The sequence below is a fragment of the Sinorhizobium meliloti genome (assembly GCF_017876815.1).
Taxonomy (GTDB): domain Bacteria; phylum Pseudomonadota; class Alphaproteobacteria; order Rhizobiales; family Rhizobiaceae; genus Sinorhizobium; species Sinorhizobium meliloti.
In genome coordinates, this window is the sequence record NZ_JAGIOS010000001.1 from 2,018,636 (window position 1) to 2,035,842 (window position 17,207).

At 59.0% G+C, this 17,207-nt stretch carries 17 protein-coding genes; 11 read left to right on the top strand and 6 right to left on the bottom strand.

Going from position 1 to position 17,207, the window contains the following annotated elements; translation table 11 throughout:
- Positions 1-39 precede the first annotated feature (39 nt).
- The 3 genes from JOH52_RS09430 to istA form a co-directional block, all read right to left on the bottom strand.
- A complete protein-coding gene (locus tag JOH52_RS09430) occupies positions 40-939 on the bottom strand; it encodes a hypothetical protein (protein WP_234836122.1) in 900 nt (299 codons plus the stop codon).
- Positions 940-1,306: 367 nt separating this feature from the next.
- On the bottom strand, positions 1,307-2,044 hold the full coding sequence (gene istB / locus JOH52_RS09435; protein WP_012477343.1) for an IS21-like element helper ATPase IstB: 738 nt from the start codon (positions 2,042-2,044) through the stop codon (positions 1,307-1,309).
- 12 nt (positions 2,045-2,056) lie between these two features.
- Entirely contained in the window at positions 2,057-3,586 is a 1,530-nt protein-coding gene (istA, locus tag JOH52_RS09440) for an IS21 family transposase (RefSeq protein WP_014531024.1), read from the bottom strand.
- A gap of 1,778 nt (positions 3,587-5,364) precedes the next feature.
- On the opposite strand from istA, the gene JOH52_RS09445 reads away from it, so the two are divergent.
- The 7 genes from JOH52_RS09445 (at position 5,365) to JOH52_RS35890 (ending at position 10,620) form a co-directional block, all read left to right on the top strand.
- Positions 5,365-5,550: a helix-turn-helix domain-containing protein gene (locus JOH52_RS09445; RefSeq protein WP_234836113.1), complete on the top strand. Its 186-nt coding sequence runs from the start codon at positions 5,365-5,367 to the stop codon at positions 5,548-5,550.
- 3 nt (positions 5,551-5,553) lie between these two features.
- Positions 5,554-5,769 carry a hypothetical protein gene (locus JOH52_RS09450; protein WP_017274087.1) on the top strand — a complete coding sequence of 72 codons (216 nt, stop codon included), beginning with the start codon at positions 5,554-5,556 and terminating at the stop codon, positions 5,767-5,769.
- A 36-nt stretch (positions 5,770-5,805) separates the two neighbouring features.
- Complete coding sequence (locus JOH52_RS09455) at positions 5,806-6,321, top strand: hypothetical protein (RefSeq protein ID WP_127650820.1); 516 nt, start codon at positions 5,806-5,808, stop codon at positions 6,319-6,321.
- A gap of 253 nt (positions 6,322-6,574) precedes the next feature.
- Positions 6,575-8,011, top strand: a complete 1,437-nt coding sequence (locus JOH52_RS09460; RefSeq protein ID WP_017265732.1) for an SMODS domain-containing nucleotidyltransferase — start codon at positions 6,575-6,577, stop codon at positions 8,009-8,011.
- Positions 8,012-8,061: 50 nt separating this feature from the next.
- The gene (locus JOH52_RS09465; RefSeq protein ID WP_017265733.1) at positions 8,062-8,925 is read left to right on the top strand and encodes an SMODS domain-containing nucleotidyltransferase; all 864 of its coding nucleotides are present in this window, start codon (positions 8,062-8,064) and stop codon (positions 8,923-8,925) included.
- A gap of 4 nt (positions 8,926-8,929) precedes the next feature.
- A complete protein-coding gene (locus JOH52_RS09470) occupies positions 8,930-9,865 on the top strand; it encodes an S-4TM family putative pore-forming effector (RefSeq protein WP_017274405.1) in 936 nt (311 codons plus the stop codon).
- Positions 9,866-10,494: 629 nt separating this feature from the next.
- Positions 10,495-10,620, top strand: coding sequence for a hypothetical protein (locus JOH52_RS35890; protein WP_267899154.1), 126 nt, complete (start codon positions 10,495-10,497; stop codon positions 10,618-10,620).
- Between the two features lie 751 nt (positions 10,621-11,371).
- Here JOH52_RS35890 and JOH52_RS09475 read toward each other — a convergent pair.
- The 3 genes from JOH52_RS09475 to JOH52_RS09485 form a co-directional block, all read right to left on the bottom strand.
- Positions 11,372-11,908: a hypothetical protein gene (locus JOH52_RS09475; RefSeq protein ID WP_017266177.1), complete on the bottom strand. Its 537-nt coding sequence runs from the start codon at positions 11,906-11,908 to the stop codon at positions 11,372-11,374.
- Positions 11,909-12,300: 392 nt separating this feature from the next.
- Positions 12,301-12,684, bottom strand: a complete 384-nt coding sequence (locus JOH52_RS09480) for a DUF3085 domain-containing protein (RefSeq protein WP_014529287.1) — start codon at positions 12,682-12,684, stop codon at positions 12,301-12,303.
- Between the two features lie 178 nt (positions 12,685-12,862).
- On the bottom strand, positions 12,863-13,105 hold the full coding sequence (locus JOH52_RS09485; protein WP_014529288.1) for a hypothetical protein: 243 nt from the start codon (positions 13,103-13,105) through the stop codon (positions 12,863-12,865).
- 139 nt (positions 13,106-13,244) lie between these two features.
- Between JOH52_RS09485 and JOH52_RS09490 the strand changes: the two genes are divergently transcribed.
- The 4 genes from JOH52_RS09490 to JOH52_RS09505 are packed head-to-tail and all read left to right on the top strand — an operon-like array spanning position 13,245 to position 17,207.
- Entirely contained in the window at positions 13,245-13,586 is a 342-nt protein-coding gene (locus JOH52_RS09490) for a hypothetical protein (protein ID WP_017266179.1), read from the top strand.
- Positions 13,583-15,271, top strand: coding sequence for a terminase large subunit (locus JOH52_RS09495; RefSeq protein ID WP_127661869.1), 1,689 nt, complete (start codon positions 13,583-13,585; stop codon positions 15,269-15,271). Before JOH52_RS09490 ends, JOH52_RS09495 begins: the two co-directional genes overlap by 4 nt.
- Complete coding sequence (locus JOH52_RS09500) at positions 15,268-16,515, top strand: phage portal protein (RefSeq protein ID WP_127657909.1); 1,248 nt, start codon at positions 15,268-15,270, stop codon at positions 16,513-16,515. Before JOH52_RS09495 ends, JOH52_RS09500 begins: the two co-directional genes overlap by 4 nt.
- Positions 16,512-17,207: an HK97 family phage prohead protease gene (locus JOH52_RS09505; protein ID WP_014529292.1), complete on the top strand. Its 696-nt coding sequence runs from the start codon at positions 16,512-16,514 to the stop codon at positions 17,205-17,207. Before JOH52_RS09500 ends, JOH52_RS09505 begins: the two co-directional genes overlap by 4 nt.

Consider the following 17,207-nt stretch of genomic DNA (forward strand, 5'->3'; position numbering starts at 1 on the left):
TCAATGGGCCGGCCGAAGATTCGAACGGGCAAATGCAATTCAAGATTTCACGTCGGCAGCCAGTTCCTTGGCGTAGGCGGACATATCCCTGCCGTCATCGTTGAAGGTAACCAGCTTCTTCTCAGCGGCCGCTTGCGCACGGGCCCTGCTATCCCAGAGTTCGTCGCAGAGTGTGGACTGCGTGCGGGTCGAGCAGCCGTTTCTGCGCCATTCGCTCAACCAATACGCCGCATCGTTCAAGGCGCGCGCGATATCGCGGTAATTCTTCTCCATGGCCAGAAATGCGTTATTTACTTTTGTCTTGTCGTCGACGATTTCGTCGTAGTTCGGCTTATCGGTCCTTTTCGCCTTGTCGATGGCATTGTGCGCAGCAGACATTTCGGAATCGGTCTTTTTGAGAGTCGCCTGCGTCGCCCATCCGCAGGCGCTGGCGGCGGCGGCCACGCTCCCGGACTTGACGATTGCCTTGATGTGCGACGCAGCTCCAGGCCCGTCGGCCGGCTTCCACGCGGCTACAAAGCCGGCGGCGAAAGCGCCGCAAAGATTGGTGACCACAACCTTGGTAAAGTCGCCGTCGCTCTCTCCGGTTCCCGCCGTAATGAGCATATTGGTCGCGCCAACCGAGCCCCAGCCAGCCCAGCCGCGCCAATCGAAATATTCCTTGATCAGATTCGCGGGGGTCCAAAAAGCGCTCAGGATCGAGTGATCGTCCGGCGTGACAGCATGCGCCGGCCCTGCCAGCAAGCTGCCCGACAACAGGCAGGCACAGGCGATTTCTGAAAGCTTCCTCGGTGATTTTTGCTTATTCATGTTTTTATGTCGCGCTTCATTTTTTAATCGGTGAATCAACCCGAAAAATTCATGGTGGGTTTGCGGATGTGGTGCCCTTGCCGGGCATACTCGTAGGGCTAAATCGTATTCCACGACGCGGTAGCACATGGTGACCTGTTTCTGTGGGAGTAGCACCGTTCGGTTCGCTTTTTCGAGGGGTGCCGGGACTAGTTACATGGGAGGCGGCTGGCTGAATGCTGCCTTCCAATCGCCTTGTACAATACGCCACTCGCGGCTGGCCACCTTGATTGAAGGCTTTTGTCCAACATTACTGTTATTTCATGTGAGGCAGCAGGCCCGCGAATTGAACCCGGTCTTTCGTGGTTATGGAGCCACGCGGCTTACCAGTTGCCGATTCCGATGAAGCCGCCCCTTTGTTCCGAGATGATTGCGCCCCCGGTTTCCGGGATGATCTCGCCCCCTGTTTAGTGGGGTCTGCAGGCGATGATTGTTGTCAGTTCATTCAGGCGAGGTGTCAAGCTTTGCGCGGTAGATTTCGGCGCAGACTATCGCCGCTCAATTCGATGCGGTGGGCATTGTGGACCAACCTGTCGAGTATGGCATCGGCGTAGGTTGGGTCGCCAATGACGCCGTGCCATGCGGACACGGGAAGTTGGCTGGTAATGATCGTTGATTTGCGTCCATAGCGATCTTCGAGGATTTCCAGCAGGTCGTGGCGGGCCTGTTCGTTGAGCGGCTCGAGCCCCCAATCATCCAGTATCAGGAGCTGAACATGGCCCAAGGTTCGTTGCAGGCGGGCGTAGCGGCCATCACCACGCGCGAGCGCAAGCTGGGCAAACAGCCTTGGGACACGCTGATAGAGAACTGAGCGATCGTCTCGGCAAGCCTTGTGGCCGAGAGCGCAAGCCAACCAACTCTTTCCGACACCCGAGGGTCCGCAAATGGCCAGATTGTCATGGGCGTTGATCCAGTCGCCACCGAGCAGCTTCATGAAGAGAGCACGGTCGAGGCCGCGGTCGGCGCGATAGTCGACATCTTCTGGGGTGGCCTGGTGGCGAAGCTTGGCAAACCTGAGGCGTGCCGCAAGCTTCCGATCGTAACGGGAGCTCCACTCCCGTTCGAGCAGCAGTCCGAGCCATTCGGCGTGCGAGAGATGTTCGGCTTCGCCGTTGGCAACAAGTTCGCCAAAGGCCTTTGCCATGCCGGCCAGGCCCATGGCATTCAATTTATCCAGTGTTGGATGGGCAAGCATCTTTCGTTCTCCTTAGTGGTAATAGCGAGGTCCGCGGATGTTGGCGTGATGGATCGGTTCATGCGGCGCCGCTCCATTTGAGGCAGCCGTCCGGTCAAGGTGATTGTCGAGGATGGATCGCACCGAGCCATAGGTTCGTGCGCCAATCTCCAACGCACGGCCGCAAGCGGCATTGACCCTGTCGCGGCCGAAGCTCTTGTTGAGGCGGATGATGCCGAGGCAAGCTCGAAAGCCCTGCTCGGGATGAGGCCTGTCGGCAAGAATGCGCTCGCACAACAGCGCAACATCCGGCCCCATCGCAGAGGCTTCGCGTTGAATCCGTTCAATCGTCCAGTCGGCAAAGCGGCGATGCGCAGAGGGCATATGATCGGGGATCGTCGTGTGCTTGCCGTTGCCGCTGGAGCGCCGGTGAGCGGCAATTCGCTCGCCCTTGTGGAAGATCTCGATCGTATTGGCGGTGATACGAGCCTCGACCTGCTCGCGGGCAAAGCGATAGGGAACGGAATAATAGTGCCGCTCGATCTCGACGTGATAATCCAGCCCGGCGCGCCGGATACGCCATTCGGCAAAGACATAACGTTCGACAGGCAGCGGTCGCAAAGCCGGACGATCAAGCTCCTCGAACAATTGGCGGCGCGTGGCGCCGACACGGCGCAGAACGCGCTTATCATTGAGATCATGGAGCAATTGGCCAATCGCCGCATTGACCTCGGCCAAACTATAGAAGATGCGATGGCGCAGCCGGCCCAACAGCCAACGTTCGACGATACGAACCGCAGCTTCCACTTTCGCCTTGTCCCGCGGGCGTCGCGGCCGCGTCGGCAAGACGGCGCTGCCATAATGGGCCGCCATCCCGCAATACGTCCGGTTGACCTGGGGATCGAAGTGGCAGGCCTTGATGATCGCTACCTTGGCATTGTCGGGAACCAGCAAGGCTGGCGCACCGCCAAAGAACTCCAGCGCCAGGATATGGCATTCAATCCAGTCGGGAAGCGTCTCGCTCCAACGTGCCTGCGCATATGAAAGGCTGGATGCTCCCAGAACCGCCACGAACAGGTGCGCCTGCCGTGTCTTGCCGGACAGCCGATCAACGACAACCGTGACCGTGTCGCCGGCGTAGTCGACGAACAGCTTGTCGCCGGCCGCGTGATCCTGCCGCATCGTCACAGGCAACTTCATCGCCCAGCCGCGGTAGAGGTCACAGAAGCGACTGTAACGATAGCCCTCCGGATAACGGCTGATGTATTCGTCCCAAAGGATCTGCAGCGTCATATGCTTGCGCTTCAGCTCGCGGTGGACCTGCGTCCAGTCCGGCTCAGGGCTCCGACGATGACCCGTCTTCGTCCCGGCTGCCTTGTAAAGCGCCGCTTCCAGGACTGCATCGCTGATGTCGTCACCCAACGGCCACGATAGCTCCGCAATGGCCGCACGCCGAAGCGTCTCGCGCACCGTCGATGGCGCAGCTCCAACCCGAACCGCGATCGACTTGTGGCCAAGTCCTTGTTCGAAGCGATATCTCAATATCTCGCGGACACGCCGCATCTCCAGTCTCTCCGCAGGCATCCCGTTCCTTCCTCGTCACGTCGAAGGAAGAAACTTCACACCAGCAGAACACCCACGCCAGATGCTTTCCGATGGGGGCGGCATCATCTCGGAATCAGGGGGCGACTATTTCTCGGAATTGGGGGGCGAGATCATTTCGGAATCAGGGGGCGGATTGCCTCGGAATTTGCATACCAGTTGCCTGCCTGCTGAAAGTGGAAACTTCACTGCAAGATTAAGAGCTAATGCTGACGGAACGGCACGAGAACACGTTCAGTACGGATGTGGATTCGGGAACAAAGCGGCCGAAGAAATCGGGCCGGCGGCACCACAACGGCGAATTTGACGCCTCGAAAGCGGAAAGCAGCGCCGCGTGGATCATCGACGCGCCATGGGCGCACCTGGTCTGGAGCCGATATCTGCTCGTGCTCTACCGATCTGACCACGCCGGCCCCGAGGCGGGAGGGTGGTTTTCTACATGCCCGGCGCCAGGGATGAATTCGTCCTATAAGCGCTTGACCCTGAGCGGCTCATCCCCAAGGACGCGCCGATCCATGGAAGCGGCTACCGGCTGCTAATCCCGCCAAACACCGCTATCAGTTCAAGCCGACGCGCATGATGCCCGCTGGCGAGACTTCAGGTAATCGTGACGCGATCGTGGCCGAGGAAAGAAGCCACTATGCCCCGGCGCAAATTTCCGCTCGCTCTGGAATAAGCTGCTTGCCGATGCCTATCCGCTTGCCTACTGAGAATTGCGGCCGAGCCCGCCTATGTGGCATGGGGCGGGCTCGGCCATTCCGGGTGAACCATAGTCGGCCCTGGTCAAGGGGGGATGCAGGGCGGCGGGCTAGGTGGGGTTTTCCCCGCCATTTCTCCGACTAGCGCAGCGTTCTGTCGCAGTTTTGGCTACGCTCTGCTGCGATCAGCCACCCGGAATTAGAATTATTTTACGGCAGGTGCCCCGGGTCATCGCCGGAGTAGAGGGCGTTAACCGCTCCACCGCGAAAGTGACCAGCTTCAAGGGACGGGCATTTCCGGCAAGGGACGGTCGCGCCGACGGCCGAACATAGCATTGGTGCAGATTTCCAGCGCCTGGGCTTCCTTGTAGCGGCCAAAGTCGGCGAGTCGCTTTGCATATCCGTGACGACCCGGCCCCCACCAGCGGCGATGCTCGTTGGCCAAATCAGGCAAATATTATTTTCTATCATGCGTATTTTTCCCCTCAGTTTTTATGGCTAATGCCTCAAGCGCGAGCCCGATGATCCGGGGTGAGCCCTGGAACGCGTGGCGCTGAGACGTGTGAGGCCCTATTCGCAAGGATTCTGCGGCCATTTGAAACCCGTTCCGAGAGCGGCGAGCGCGGCTTTGTATTCGCTTGTTGTCACAACTGCCGGATGATAGTTGCCAATCTGATCGAAAACAATATTGACATGGAGAACTGCTATCTCAACTAGCGAGCGTAAGGAAGGGCAAATTGAAAGAAATACGGGTAAGGGCAAGCGCAGATGCGCGTTGAACGGAGAAGAATGAGGGAGATGATGTGGTGCTGCCTCGGAGGCTTCGATCTGACCCGCTTCCTCGTCACTTCCGCCGCCCGGTCGGCCCAATATTCTCGGTCCGCGCGTGGAAGAGGATCCCAGCCTCGGGCCGATGGAAGGCAGGATGCGGAATTTCCTGCAATGAAAGGGCGGAGCATGAGACAGAGTTTGAAAGTCCAGACCACGGACATTGATCAGAAGATAGGCGCCCGCATTCGGGAATTCCGGCTGCTGCGGAGCATGTCGCAGGGAGCGCTTGCCGAAAAGCTCGGGATCACGTTCCAGCAATTGCAAAAATACGAGAAGGGCGCCAACCGGATCTCGGCCTCGGCGCTGATCCTGATCTGCAAGGAGCTTGGCATCACGCCCAACCATATTCTTGGCGCGTTTTTCGATAATGACGAGGACTCCGGGCTTGTCCATTAACTTATGCATCAGATCGCCGTGCGCGACCGCAAGCTCAAGGCTATTCAGGCGGCTTTCTCAGATGAGCCCAAAAAGGCCGTCGCGAAGCAGCGTTTGCGTCAGATTGAAGAGGGCCGCCCAATGATCACGCAGTATCGCGTCTTCGCGTTGGCCGTGGCGGTCGCCATCGGCCTACTCATGCTTCTGATCGTCCGAGCCGGGACTGCGGGTTTGTTATAATCGGGCGACCCCGTTTGATTCACGCCCGAGGAGTTCATGGTGAATAGGAAACCGCACGATCCGCACCGTTCCCTGCGCGCCGTCGTTGTCGACAATCCATTCTACAGCCGCGCCCATTCAGGGACCGCCGGCAACCCCAAGCAGATCAGCGCGGTAATCAATACCCGCCAGAGCGCGGTCATCATGCTTTACTCGCGTGGCCGCCTCGATCCGGCGCAGCTGGCCGCCGCCAATAAGTTCGGCGCCCTGTGGGAGACCGTGGGCGGCAAGGGTGCCGGTGCTATCGACTATGGCAAGGAGCCAGTAGACGGCGGCCGGCGATCCGATCCGATCACCGAGCGCCAGCAGTTGGCCGCTGATGAATTGCGCCGCGCCCGGCGCCGCTTGCGTGATCCTGATCGCTACCAGCTGGTATGTCGGATATGCGGCGAGGGATTTGCCTTGCATGAACTCGGGCGATCGAGGCGCGGCAAGCTGGCCGCCGCCAATGAACTCCGGTCCTGCCTGGACGATCTTGCCGATTTGTGGGGCCTTGCCACCCGCCGGCACTAAGCCCCATATCATGCCGCAACGGATGAATGACCGATCTGGGGCCGCCGGCGGGCCGTCCGGTTTTAGTGCAGATTCCGCCGATGCAGACACGAGCACGCGAGGCGTCTCGGACGGAAATGCGCTTGTCCTTCAGGGCACAGCCCCCATTCAGATGGCAATAAGGACAGTTTGAACCACAATCCCCAAGAACGTTATGCACCTTAGGTTGAAAGGCCCTCAACGCTCAAGTAATTCTTTGCAAGGGGGCCTGCTTATGAAACTTGTCAGCGACTTCAATGATTTTGTGATCGATACAGTCAACCTCAATCAAACTCGCTTAGACCGGCTTGAAGAGCGGATCGAAACCATCAAGGATTTCATCAGAGGTTCTGAGTGGGAGCCGCGGATATCCACCTTCATCGAGCAGGGATCCTGGGCCCACGACACCATCATTCGCCCTGTAGATGGGGGAGAATTCGACGCCGACCTTCTGGTGAAGGTGTACCCCGTAGAAGGGTGGAGCGCTGCCCAGTACGTCAAGGAGCTCGGGCGGCTCTTCTTAGACAGCGGGAGGTACGGCGACAAAACGGTAGTCTATGACTACTGCGTCACGATCACATACGCGGACGACTGCAAGATCGACATTGCTCCCTTGGTCATGGACCGCGAGTACCAGGGCACTCTTGAGGTCTGCAACAAGCGCAAGGACGCGTTCGAAGGTTCACAGCCGGTTGAGTACACGCGGTGGATGCGTGAAAAGAATGGTTATTCGGGCAACAACTCATTCCGCAAAGCCACCAGGCTGATCAAGTATATTAGGGACATCAAGAAGCGTTTTAGCTGTCAGTCCGTTCTTCTGACGACGCTTATCGGTCACCGCATCGAGTGGTTCGATAAAGACTCCGGTGCGTTTTCCGATACGCCAAGCGCCCTGCAGACGATCATAGGCCGCTTGGACGACTGGTTGCAGGCACACCCAAACAAGCCGGAGGTGCCCAATCCGGCGCTCCCATCCCAGGATTTCGCCGACCTCTGGAATGACACCCAGTATGCTAATTTCCGGAACTTCGTGCACAAGTACCGAAAATGGATCGACGAAGCTTTCAACGCGGCGACCCGATCCGAGAGCATCGAGAAATGGCGCAAAGTCTTCGGCGACGAGTTCGCCAAGGGTGAGAACGTGAAAAAGGCCGAGGCGACCGCCATACAGCGCACGAGCGCCTTGCTGATGGAAGGAGCTGCCCACCTCGACAGCCTCGTCGATAACGTGATCGACTTCGGCATCACCATCCTGCCCTCTTGGTTCAAAACACCCGCACATATGCAGCCCCCACGCTGGCGACCTGCACAACATGTTTCCCGCAACGTTCAAGTATCTGCCGAATACGCTTTTCAAAGAACGGGTAGAGCCTATTCGATCAACTCTGGAGAGGCGGTGCCGCCGCGCGGCGGCTTGTGGTTCGACGTGAGAGTCAACAAGTTCCAGATGGTGCCAAGTGACTGCTACGTCCGATGGCGCATCACCAATACTGGCGCAGTTGCTATGGCGCTCAAGAAAGGACGGGGCGGTTTCGAGCGGCCCATTGAAGGCAATCGTCGTTGGGAAGAGCTGGAATATCGCGGCGTTCACATGGCCGAGGCATTTATCATCCGAATAATCGACGATCGTCTGGTTGGTTACAGCGAACCATTCTACGTGGTCATCGGATAGATCGTGGGGACGCTGGTGGCAACAATCGAAATGATAGGCTACTGCAAGTCATGGTAAGAACCATTGCAGATGCGTTTCGTGTTCTGCGCAGCAATCTTGAAATAACGGACCTGCAGGAGCAGACGGTTGCGAGCCGTCAGAAAGCAATCCGCGAGGTTCTGGCGCGCGATTTCATAATCAAGGACACGTTTCTCACGGGATCATACCGCCGCAGCACCATGATCAGGCCACTGAAAGAGGCTGACGTCGATATCTTCATTGTCCTAGATCTGAAATATTACCGCGATGATGGAAAGCGGACCCTTCTCGAGAGCATCAAGAAGTCGCTTCGCAAGACATATACCAAGACGCCCGACATCCGGCCGGACGGTTCGGCCGTGACTGTCACCTTCACCGATTTCAAGGTCTACGTAGTGCCAGCCTTCTACCGCCAGGGTGGCGGCTACCTCATTCCCAGCCTCGAGCTGAACAAATGGATATCCACGGATCCGAAAAAGCATGTGGAGATTTGGACGGCAGCCAATAAGGCGCACAACGACGACCTCGTGCCGTTGATTAAGATGATCAAGGGGTGGAATAAGAGCCGGAATCTCTTCAAGTCCTTCCATCTGGAGACGCTGATCCTGAAAGCGCTTGACGGCGTCACTATCACTGATTACCCGTCTGGCATGCGCTACGTCTTCGACAAAGGCATTACGCTAGTGCAGTACAAACTGGCTGATCCGGCCGGCTATAGTGGTGACGTCGGGGCGCACGTGGAAACGAAAGCCAAGATCCAGCTCCTCGTGGACCGCCTGATCTGGGCGCGAGATCGGGCGAAGGAAGCCGAAGCCATGGCGGCAGACGGCAACGTCGCGAACGCAATCGACAAATGGCGTCTAATCGTGCCCTCCTATTTTCCTAGATTTGGCTGACACTATGCAGAACCAGATTCCGGTCCGGCAGGACGAAGAGGTACAGCTGAAGCTACTGCGGGCGCGAACGCGCACTTATACGGTTGCGACCCGCTTGATGGTGCTACAGCTATGCCTGACAGTGTTAGTTCCGGTCGTGGGGGCATTCTGGGGCGCAGCTGATCCGCAAGTGAGACCCTACTTCACCCTATTGGCATTGATGGTGCTTCTACTCGATCCGCTTTGGATCGACCGGCAATACAAGGCAACTCTGAAACGTGCTGCGAAAATAGCGGAGCAGTTCGACTGTACCGTGCTGGAGATCGGATGGAACCCTTTCGTGGTGGGTGATCGGGTCGAGGCCGAAGACATTCACCGCGCGGCGACAAAATACAAGTCTGGTCACGACGACAGCCAACTGACAGGCTGGTATCCTAAGGCCGCCGGCGGCGTTCCGCTCCACTTGGCGCGGTTTATTTGCCAGAGGACCAACCTCCGATACGACAGCGAGTTACGCCGGCACTACGCATCAATCTTATCCGGGCTGGCGGCTGCCGTAGCTGCAATTGTCGTGGTGCTCGGGATCGTGCAGCAGCTCACCCTACAGGAATGGGTGCTGAATATTGCGCTGCTGAGCCCACTGCTCAGTTGGTCGATCAGGGAATTCTACCGACAGCGAGATACGGCGGATCAACAGCAAGATCTCATGAAATCTGCTAAAAAACTGTGGGAACGGTGCCTCGAGGTAGATGGCATTGAGGATGAAGCTACCGTCAAAGCACGGGAATTTCAGGACGCCATCTATGCACGCCGCGTGTCCAGCCCGCTGGTAATCCCTCTTGTCTACAAGTTCCTACGCCCCGGTCTGGAAGACGAAATGAACGAGGCTGCCAGTGACTTCTTGGCTCAATATACAGAGCGCAGCAGCCAGGACCTAACGGCAGCTCTTGCGAAACTATAATACAAACTGCGACGACCGAAATGGGGAGCGAAGCCGTCTTTCAGTAATCGAACCTTTCGTGTCTGCAATAGGAGGAGCCCCGCTTGAACATAGTTCTAGATGTGAGCTTTCAGGAGGTTGAGGGGGTGGCCCCCCTGTGATCGGAATCTCGGCAAAGCATGCATATTTCCAGGTCGCTGCGTTGATTGAAAATTTTCTTGTCATTTGACAGAGCGTGACCGAAAAGCTTATGAAGCAGCTATATCCCCGTCATAGCCACTAGATATAGGAAGCGCCAGCCCGATCGGCGCTCGATGCGATGCCTCGACTCCGCGCTTTGCAAGCAAACATTTCAACGGTGGCGCCGCTGGTCGGCTACGCCTCCGACGGTGCCGACAAGAAGCGGCGGACCTTCCAGCCATGGCGCGCTTGGTACAATACCGCCGCGTGGGAGGACCTGCGCCAAGCCGTGTTCCTCCGCGACAATTATATATGCCAGCGCACGGGCGAGCTTTGCACTGGAACGGCGCCGGCCCCGAATAGTCCCGTCGCCCACCATAAGACCCCGCATCGAGGCAATCCCAAACTCTTTTGGGATATCGACAATATCGAGACCGTATCCAAGCGGGTGCACGACTCCGAAATCCAACGTGAAGAACAGGCCATCCCCCGCGGCCAATGGGATTGACGACATGCCCTTACATCTTGCGTTCTCGGTGCTGATCATCGTCGGCGCTCTGATCATCTTCGTGCTCGTCACCGGCATCGCCCCATAGGTGGAAAGTTCAGAAGAAGGCCCCCTGCCGACCATCCGCGCACTGTCATCACGCCAGCCTTCTTCGACTTGCCGGTCGCTGCCACGCAGGCGAGGCCGCTGACAAGTTCCTCGTCGGCAACTTCCAGCAGGCGGCGCTCTTTTATCATGGGGCCGCGCGAACACGCCGACAGAAACCTCATCGCAGTCTCGGCTGAGTAGAGCATCGGCCTTGCGTCAAGCAGTCGCGAGCGTTCACCTTCGGCGATTTCGGAAACGTGGCCTGTAAGGTGTTTTGACGGTCAGCTTAGGAAAGCCCAAATGGCGCACATGAACCGAATACCGGCGAAAGTCACGAAGATAAGGGGCACCGTACTGAGGATGGCAACCTCCTTGGAACGAACGAGGTTTACGCTCGGCGCGCGCGTCGGTAGAGTGGCCAATGCATAAACGGCGCTTCCTAAGGCAGCCACGGAAAATGCGGCGGCGAGCCTGAGAAAAGCCAGAGTGTACGGGTCAAGGGCAGTAGGTGTGAGTGCAACGAATGCGCCAACACCGGCAACAATGATTGAAGCGCTTGTGATCGCCCCGTTAAGCTGAGCCAATATTACTGACGCCCCTAGATTGCGCTCATCCACGTCGTCCCTTGTGCCGGGTGGCTGACAACCTCTCCATGTGGCCCAAACGCTTCTGAACCAAAACGCCCCCACGATAGCGTCGACGACCGGCCACCTCGTAAGAAACAAGGTTAAGTCAGCAACGGAAGCTGACATCTATTTCTCCCCGGTCAGTTTGTCGGTGTCGAAGATGTACTTGGAATACTCCGCTTCGTTCGTTGGGAGATCGACACCCGAAGAAGCGTAGGCTGCGCTTCCCAGTTCTTCTATACGATCCGGAAGTTCTCTTGCAGCTGGCCCGACGGCCTCGCGAATAGCTTCCCTAACGGCGGCATTGTAGAAGGCGGGCGCTTGCAGGGGCCAAGATGCCTCGACCAATGGCGGTTTGTTGTTTGGCCAGATACATTGGATCGATAGAGCGGCTAAGAAATCTACCTCACCAGGCTCTTTCCGATTATTGCTGTTGGCAACAGTAATAGCGACTTCGTTGGTTGCCGCGAGAAATCCCAAATATTTTCCGACATCATCCGGTCCAGCATTATTCCAGTCGATACTTAGCCGTTTGGAAATCGGAAACTTCAAAGCCAGCTGTTGCAGCTGTTCCGGTATAATTGCCGGTCCGTTCTCTTGAGCAAACGCGGCGCCTCCAACGGAGGACGCGAGCAAAATAACTGTAACGACGTGTTTTCGCATTGGGGCCCCTCCGGCTCGACGTAGCATACCGATCCCACTTTCGCTGATCGGCTCCGCACACTGACACATCCTTGGCGCCTTATCGAGTGTCAACAACAACCTGGCGGTGCGTTGAGGCCAGAATTCCAGACTCGTGGATCCTTCGGGGGGGGTGGGTAAACGTCCGAGCGAGTGATTGAGGGGCCGGCCCCCGCGCAATTCGGAGATTTTTTTCGCGCGGCGGAAAAAACGAGAGCGGAAATGGAGGATTTTTAAAGTCCATCATGGAAAACGCCGAAGATTGGGCGCCATAAGGTCGAGAGGCGGGCTGTATCGGTCCTTCAGGCTTTTGACCAGCAGATCGGCGCGACCTCGCCGGGCCGCGTGACCTCCGGGGTCGACAGGACAGACGATCAGACGATCCGGATAAGCATTCGGCCGGGATATTGCCCGGCGGTGACATGGAGAAGCAGCGGGCTGTCGTTGGCGACCGCATTGCGGATGACTTCGGCGGCGATGAACTCGACTTCATTAATGCAGCCGTAGCTGGCTTTCTCGTCCAACCAGAGGCTGAAAGGCATGGTCTCGGGATTGTGTTCCAAGGCATGGACGACGGCGGGCTTTTCGCCCGCGTCCAGATTGGCATTGTGCATCAGGTAGACGCCATAATCGCAGCGCAGCCAAAAGCCCGGCTCGGGAGCATCCTGGTGCCAAAGGGCGCGCTGCCCCTTCGACCAGCTTGCCTCGGCGGATTTGAGCAGGTCGCGCAATTGCGCGACTGGGAAAGTCAGTAGCATTGTTGGGTGCTCCATTCATAGCATGCGGAAAGCACGCCTGCGCCGCTCGGGGCCTCGCATCCGATTTCTTGCCCGCCCTCGGCTGGTGTGCAAACCGCGCGAGCGCATGATTGCCGACGATAACCATACCGGCGGGTAAAATCATAGCGGTCATCCGGCCTCTCCGGTCGCGCCGGTTTTACTCGGCCCGTGCCGCGTTGCGCTGCGCCTCAAGGGCGGTGACCGCGAAGTTCCGGTATTTGTTCGTCGCCTTCGGCGAGAAGGAAACCGGATTGATCGGGAAGGCCTTTAAGGGTTGATATCGCCCTTTTCGCCCCCGGACGAGGAAAAGCGATGCGGTGAATTTGACCGCGTAGGCTTCCGGCGAGGTCAGGTCGGGGTGGTCTTTTAGGTCCTTCCTTGGTTTTTGCCGGCCCCTCATTGGCGCGTGCTCAACACCTATAGAGACCGGGGTCGGGAGTTATCACTAAGTGGTTGTTGTTGCAGTAAAACGGTAAGCCATGAGCAAGCGAAAACAAGCCGGCCGGCCGCCGCATGAGCCGAGCGAAAAAGATCGGAAAATGGTTGAGGTCCTATCGGGCTTCGCGGTGCCGACGAAGCATATAGCCGAGGTCGTGGGGATCACTCAGGCCACGCTATTCAAGCACTATCGGGACCAGCTGCGGCGCGGCGGCGCGCTCGTTCAGGCCAAGCTGGTCGCCAATCTCCTGCGGATCGCCAGCGGCAGCGATGGCACGGCGTTGAAGGCAATCACCTTCGCGCTGCAATGCCGCTTCGGCTGGTCGCAATATGTCCCGCGCCCGGATGGTGAGCGCGATCGGCCGCCGGGCAAGAAGGAAATTCAGCAGCGCGAGGCCGAAACCGCGCATACCGAATCCGATTGGGGCCGGCTGTTGAATTGACCGGCTGGAACTTCGCCTGCCCGGATTGGGAGCAACGGCTCCTTGCCGGTAAATCGCTGATCCCGGATTTGCCGCTGGACGAGGCCGAGGCGGCCCGCGCCGTCGATATCTTCAATAAGCTCCGCTTGCCCGATGTGCCCGGCCAGCCGCTCCTGCGCGAGGCGGCCGGCGAATGGCAGCGCGATATCGTCCGCGCCATCTTCGGTTCAATGGTCGGCGACACGCGCATGGTGCAGGAGCTTTTCTGCATGGTGCCGAAAAAGAACAACAAGACGACCGGCGGCGCCGGGGTCTCGTTGACCGCCTTGCTGATGAATTCCCGGCCGCATGCCGAATTCATCTATGTGGGGCCGACGCATGAGGTCTCCGACCAAGCCTTTCAGCAGGCGGTCGGGATGATCGAGGCCGACGATTATCTAAGCAAGCGGTTCCATATCGCGCACCATACGAAGACGATTCTGGACCGGCGCAACAAAGCCCGGCTCAAGGTCAAGACCTTCGACATGAAGGTCGTCACCGGCTCCAAGCCGATTTTCGTGTTGCTGGACGAACTGCACCTTATGTCGTCCATGGCCGCCGCCGCCCGGATCATCGTCCAGATTCGCAACGGCATGCCGGCGCCGGAATCGGTGCTGGTCATGATCACCACGCAATCGGACGAGCCGCCGGCCGGGGCATTCAAGACGGAACTCCGATATGCGCGCGGCGTCCGCGACGGCCGGATCAAAGAAAGCCGTATGCTGCCGATCCTCTATGAATTCCCGGAGGAGATGCAGCGCAGCGGCGCGTGGCGCGATCCGGCGGTCTGGCCGCTGGTCAATCCGAACCTCGGCCGCTCGATCACGCTCGAAAAGCTGAAATCGAGCTATCAGGCGGCAGTCGAAAAAGGCGACGAGGATCTGCGCCTATGGGCGTCGCAAAGGCTGAACGTCGAAATCGGCGTCGCCCTGCATGACGACCGCTGGCTCGGCGCCGATTATTGGGAAAGCGCGGCCGATCCGTCGATCACGCTCGACTCGCTGATCGCCGAGTCCGATGCCATCGTTTTCGGCATCGATGGCGGCGGGCTGGACGATCTATTCGGGCTGGCGGCGATCGGCCGTTGCAAGCGCAATCGCAGTGAATGGCGGCTCTGGTCGCATGCCTGGGCGCACAAGGATGTGCTCTCCCGGCGAAAGGAAATCGCCGACCGGCTGCATGACTTTCAGCGCGACGGCGATCTAACCATTTGCGAGACGCCGACGCAGGATTTCGAGGAAGTCGCCGACATCATCGCCCGCGTCCGGGATACCGGGCTGTTGCCCGAAAAGGCCGGCGTCGGCCTCGATCCGGTCGGCGTCGCCAACATGGTCGATGCGCTGGCGGTGCGCGGCATCACTGGCGATCAGGTCGTCGCGATCCCGCAGGGCTACCGCCTTTCGGGCGTCATCCAAGGCACAGAGCGCAAATTGAAGGACGGCACGCTTTGGCACGCTGGCGCGCCGCTCATGGCGTGGTGCGTCGGCAATGCAAAGGTCGAACAACGTGGGAATGCGGTGCTGATTACCAAGCAAGTCGCGGGCAAGGCGAAAATTGACCCGCTCGTCGCCGCCTTTGATGCGGCCATGCTGATGAGCAAGAACCCCGAGGCGGTCGGGGCGGGCATGGATAGCTATTTCCTAAGCCTCGCAGGGGCAGCGGCGTGAGCCTCCTCCGCAAAATGGCGACCTTCTTCCGGCGGCTGTCCTTGCGCACCCCGGACGGCTGGTATCCCGATGGCCAGCGCTCGGACGCGGGCGAGCCGATCACCGACCAGAACATCCTCGCGATTTCGGCTGTATGGGCCTGCGTCAATCTGCTGGCCGGCACCATCGCATCACTCCCGCTCATGGTCTATCGGACCAACAGCCGGGGCGAGCGCACGCTGGCGCGCGATCATCCGTTGTTTCGCATCCTGCATGACAGCCCGAATTACGACCAGACGGCCACCGACTTTTGGGAATACTCCTCGGCCTCTATCGAGCTTTGGGGCAATTCCTACGCGGCGATCGAAAGGAATGGCGGCGGCCGGGTCGCGGCGCTTACGCCCTTGCGCCCGGATAGCGTCAGCGTCCGCCGGCTCGAGAATGGAAATCTGGAATACCGCTGGACCATGGACGGCGAGAACCATGTCGGCAGCGACCGCGCCATTCTTCATATTCGCGGCTTTGGCGGCGATCCCCTCGGCGGCATGTCCACCTTGCATTTCGGCCGGCATGCTTTCGGCCTTGCCCGCGCGATCGATCGGGCGGCGGCCGGGACATTCAGCAACGGCATGATTTCGCAAACGGCGCTGACATTCGAGCGGTGGCTTACCGACGAGCAGCGCAATCTGGCCGAAACCAAGCTCTCGGAGAAATACATCGGCGCCAAGAATAGCGGCCGGCCGATCATCCTTGAGGGCGGGACGAAAATCGATGTGCTTTCGATCAAGCCCGAGGACGCGCAGATGCTCGAATCGCGGGGATTTTCGGTCGAGGAGGTCTGCCGGTTCTTCGGCGTCCCGCCCTTCATGGTCGGGCACACGCAAAAGGTGACCAGCTTCGGCTCCGGGCTTGAGCAACAGGTTTTGGGCTTCCAGAAATTCACGCTTCGCCGCCGCCTAAAGCGGATCGAGCAGGCTTTGGAAAAGCAGCTGCTTACGCCGGCCGAGCGGGCCGCCGGGCTCACCATTGAATTCAATCTGGAAGGATTGCTGCGCGGCGATAGCACGGCGCGGGCGGCCTTCTATCAGTCGGTGCTGGCCAACGGCTGGATGACGATCAACGAGGTCCGGGAAAAGGAAAACCTGCCTCGCGTCGAGGGCGGCGATGTGCCGCGCATGCAGATGCAGAACGTGCCGATCACCGAGGCGGGCAAGCAACAGGAGGCATTGCCGGCGCCGGCCGAAAATCAGGAGCCGGAACCATGAAAACCAAAGATTTCACCCTCCAAGTCAAGGAACTGACCGAGGACGGCACCTTCGAAGGCTACGGTTCGATTTTCGGCAATGTGGATGCCTACGGCGAAAAGGTCGTTCCAGGCGCCTTTGTGGAGAGCCTCGCCAAGCACCGCCGCGAGGGCACCAACGTCCTGATGCTCTGGCAGCACGACCCCGACAATCCTATCGGCGTTTGGGAGGATTTGGCCGAAGATGCCAAGGGCCTTTACGGCAGAGGCCGGCTGATCCTCGAAATCCAGAAGGCCCGCGAGGTCCGCGCGCTGATGCTGCAAAAGGCAATCGGCGGCCTCTCCATCGGCTATCGCGAAGTCGAGACAGAGCCGGATGGCAATGTCCGCCTCCTGAAAAAGCTGGAGCTTTACGAGATTTCCCCGGTCGCATTCCCGGCCAATCGCCGGGCGCGGATCGAGGCCGTCAAATTCGGAGAATTCGAGGCATTGGCGCGGCGCGGCGAGCGCCTCCAAGAGCTGGCGCGGTGCTTCCGCGACGGCGAGCCGATGCCGGCAAAGGAATTCGAGGAAATCCTGCGGGATGCAGGCTTCCCGAAAAGCGCAGCCGTACAGATCGCCTCTGTCGGCTACGCCAAGGCCATTCGGAGTGAGTCCGAGGGCAGCAAGGCGAACGAGCAGGCCGCGTTTCTTCAAGCCCTTTTGCGCGGCTGA

Coding starts and splice junctions, on each gene's coding strand:
- JOH52_RS09430 (WP_234836122.1), bottom strand. CDS start 939: ATGTGCTACCGCGTCGTGGAATACGATTTAGCCCTACGAGTATGCCCG.
- istB (WP_012477343.1), bottom strand. CDS start 2,044: ATGCTTGCCCATCCAACACTGGATAAATTGAATGCCATGGGCCTGGCC.
- istA (WP_014531024.1), bottom strand. CDS start 3,586: ATGCGGCGTGTCCGCGAGATATTGAGATATCGCTTCGAACAAGGACTT.
- JOH52_RS09445 (WP_234836113.1), top strand. CDS start 5,365: ATGTCGCAGGGAGCGCTTGCCGAAAAGCTCGGGATCACGTTCCAGCAA.
- JOH52_RS09450 (WP_017274087.1), top strand. CDS start 5,554: ATGCATCAGATCGCCGTGCGCGACCGCAAGCTCAAGGCTATTCAGGCG.
- JOH52_RS09455 (WP_127650820.1), top strand. CDS start 5,806: ATGGTGAATAGGAAACCGCACGATCCGCACCGTTCCCTGCGCGCCGTC.
- JOH52_RS09460 (WP_017265732.1), top strand. CDS start 6,575: ATGAAACTTGTCAGCGACTTCAATGATTTTGTGATCGATACAGTCAAC.
- JOH52_RS09465 (WP_017265733.1), top strand. CDS start 8,062: ATGGTAAGAACCATTGCAGATGCGTTTCGTGTTCTGCGCAGCAATCTT.
- JOH52_RS09470 (WP_017274405.1), top strand. CDS start 8,930: ATGCAGAACCAGATTCCGGTCCGGCAGGACGAAGAGGTACAGCTGAAG.
- JOH52_RS09475 (WP_017266177.1), bottom strand. CDS start 11,908: ATGCGAAAACACGTCGTTACAGTTATTTTGCTCGCGTCCTCCGTTGGA.
- JOH52_RS09480 (WP_014529287.1), bottom strand. CDS start 12,684: ATGCTACTGACTTTCCCAGTCGCGCAATTGCGCGACCTGCTCAAATCC.
- JOH52_RS09485 (WP_014529288.1), bottom strand. CDS start 13,105: ATGAGGGGCCGGCAAAAACCAAGGAAGGACCTAAAAGACCACCCCGAC.
- JOH52_RS09490 (WP_017266179.1), top strand. CDS start 13,245: ATGGTTGAGGTCCTATCGGGCTTCGCGGTGCCGACGAAGCATATAGCC.
- JOH52_RS09505 (WP_014529292.1), top strand. CDS start 16,512: ATGAAAACCAAAGATTTCACCCTCCAAGTCAAGGAACTGACCGAGGAC.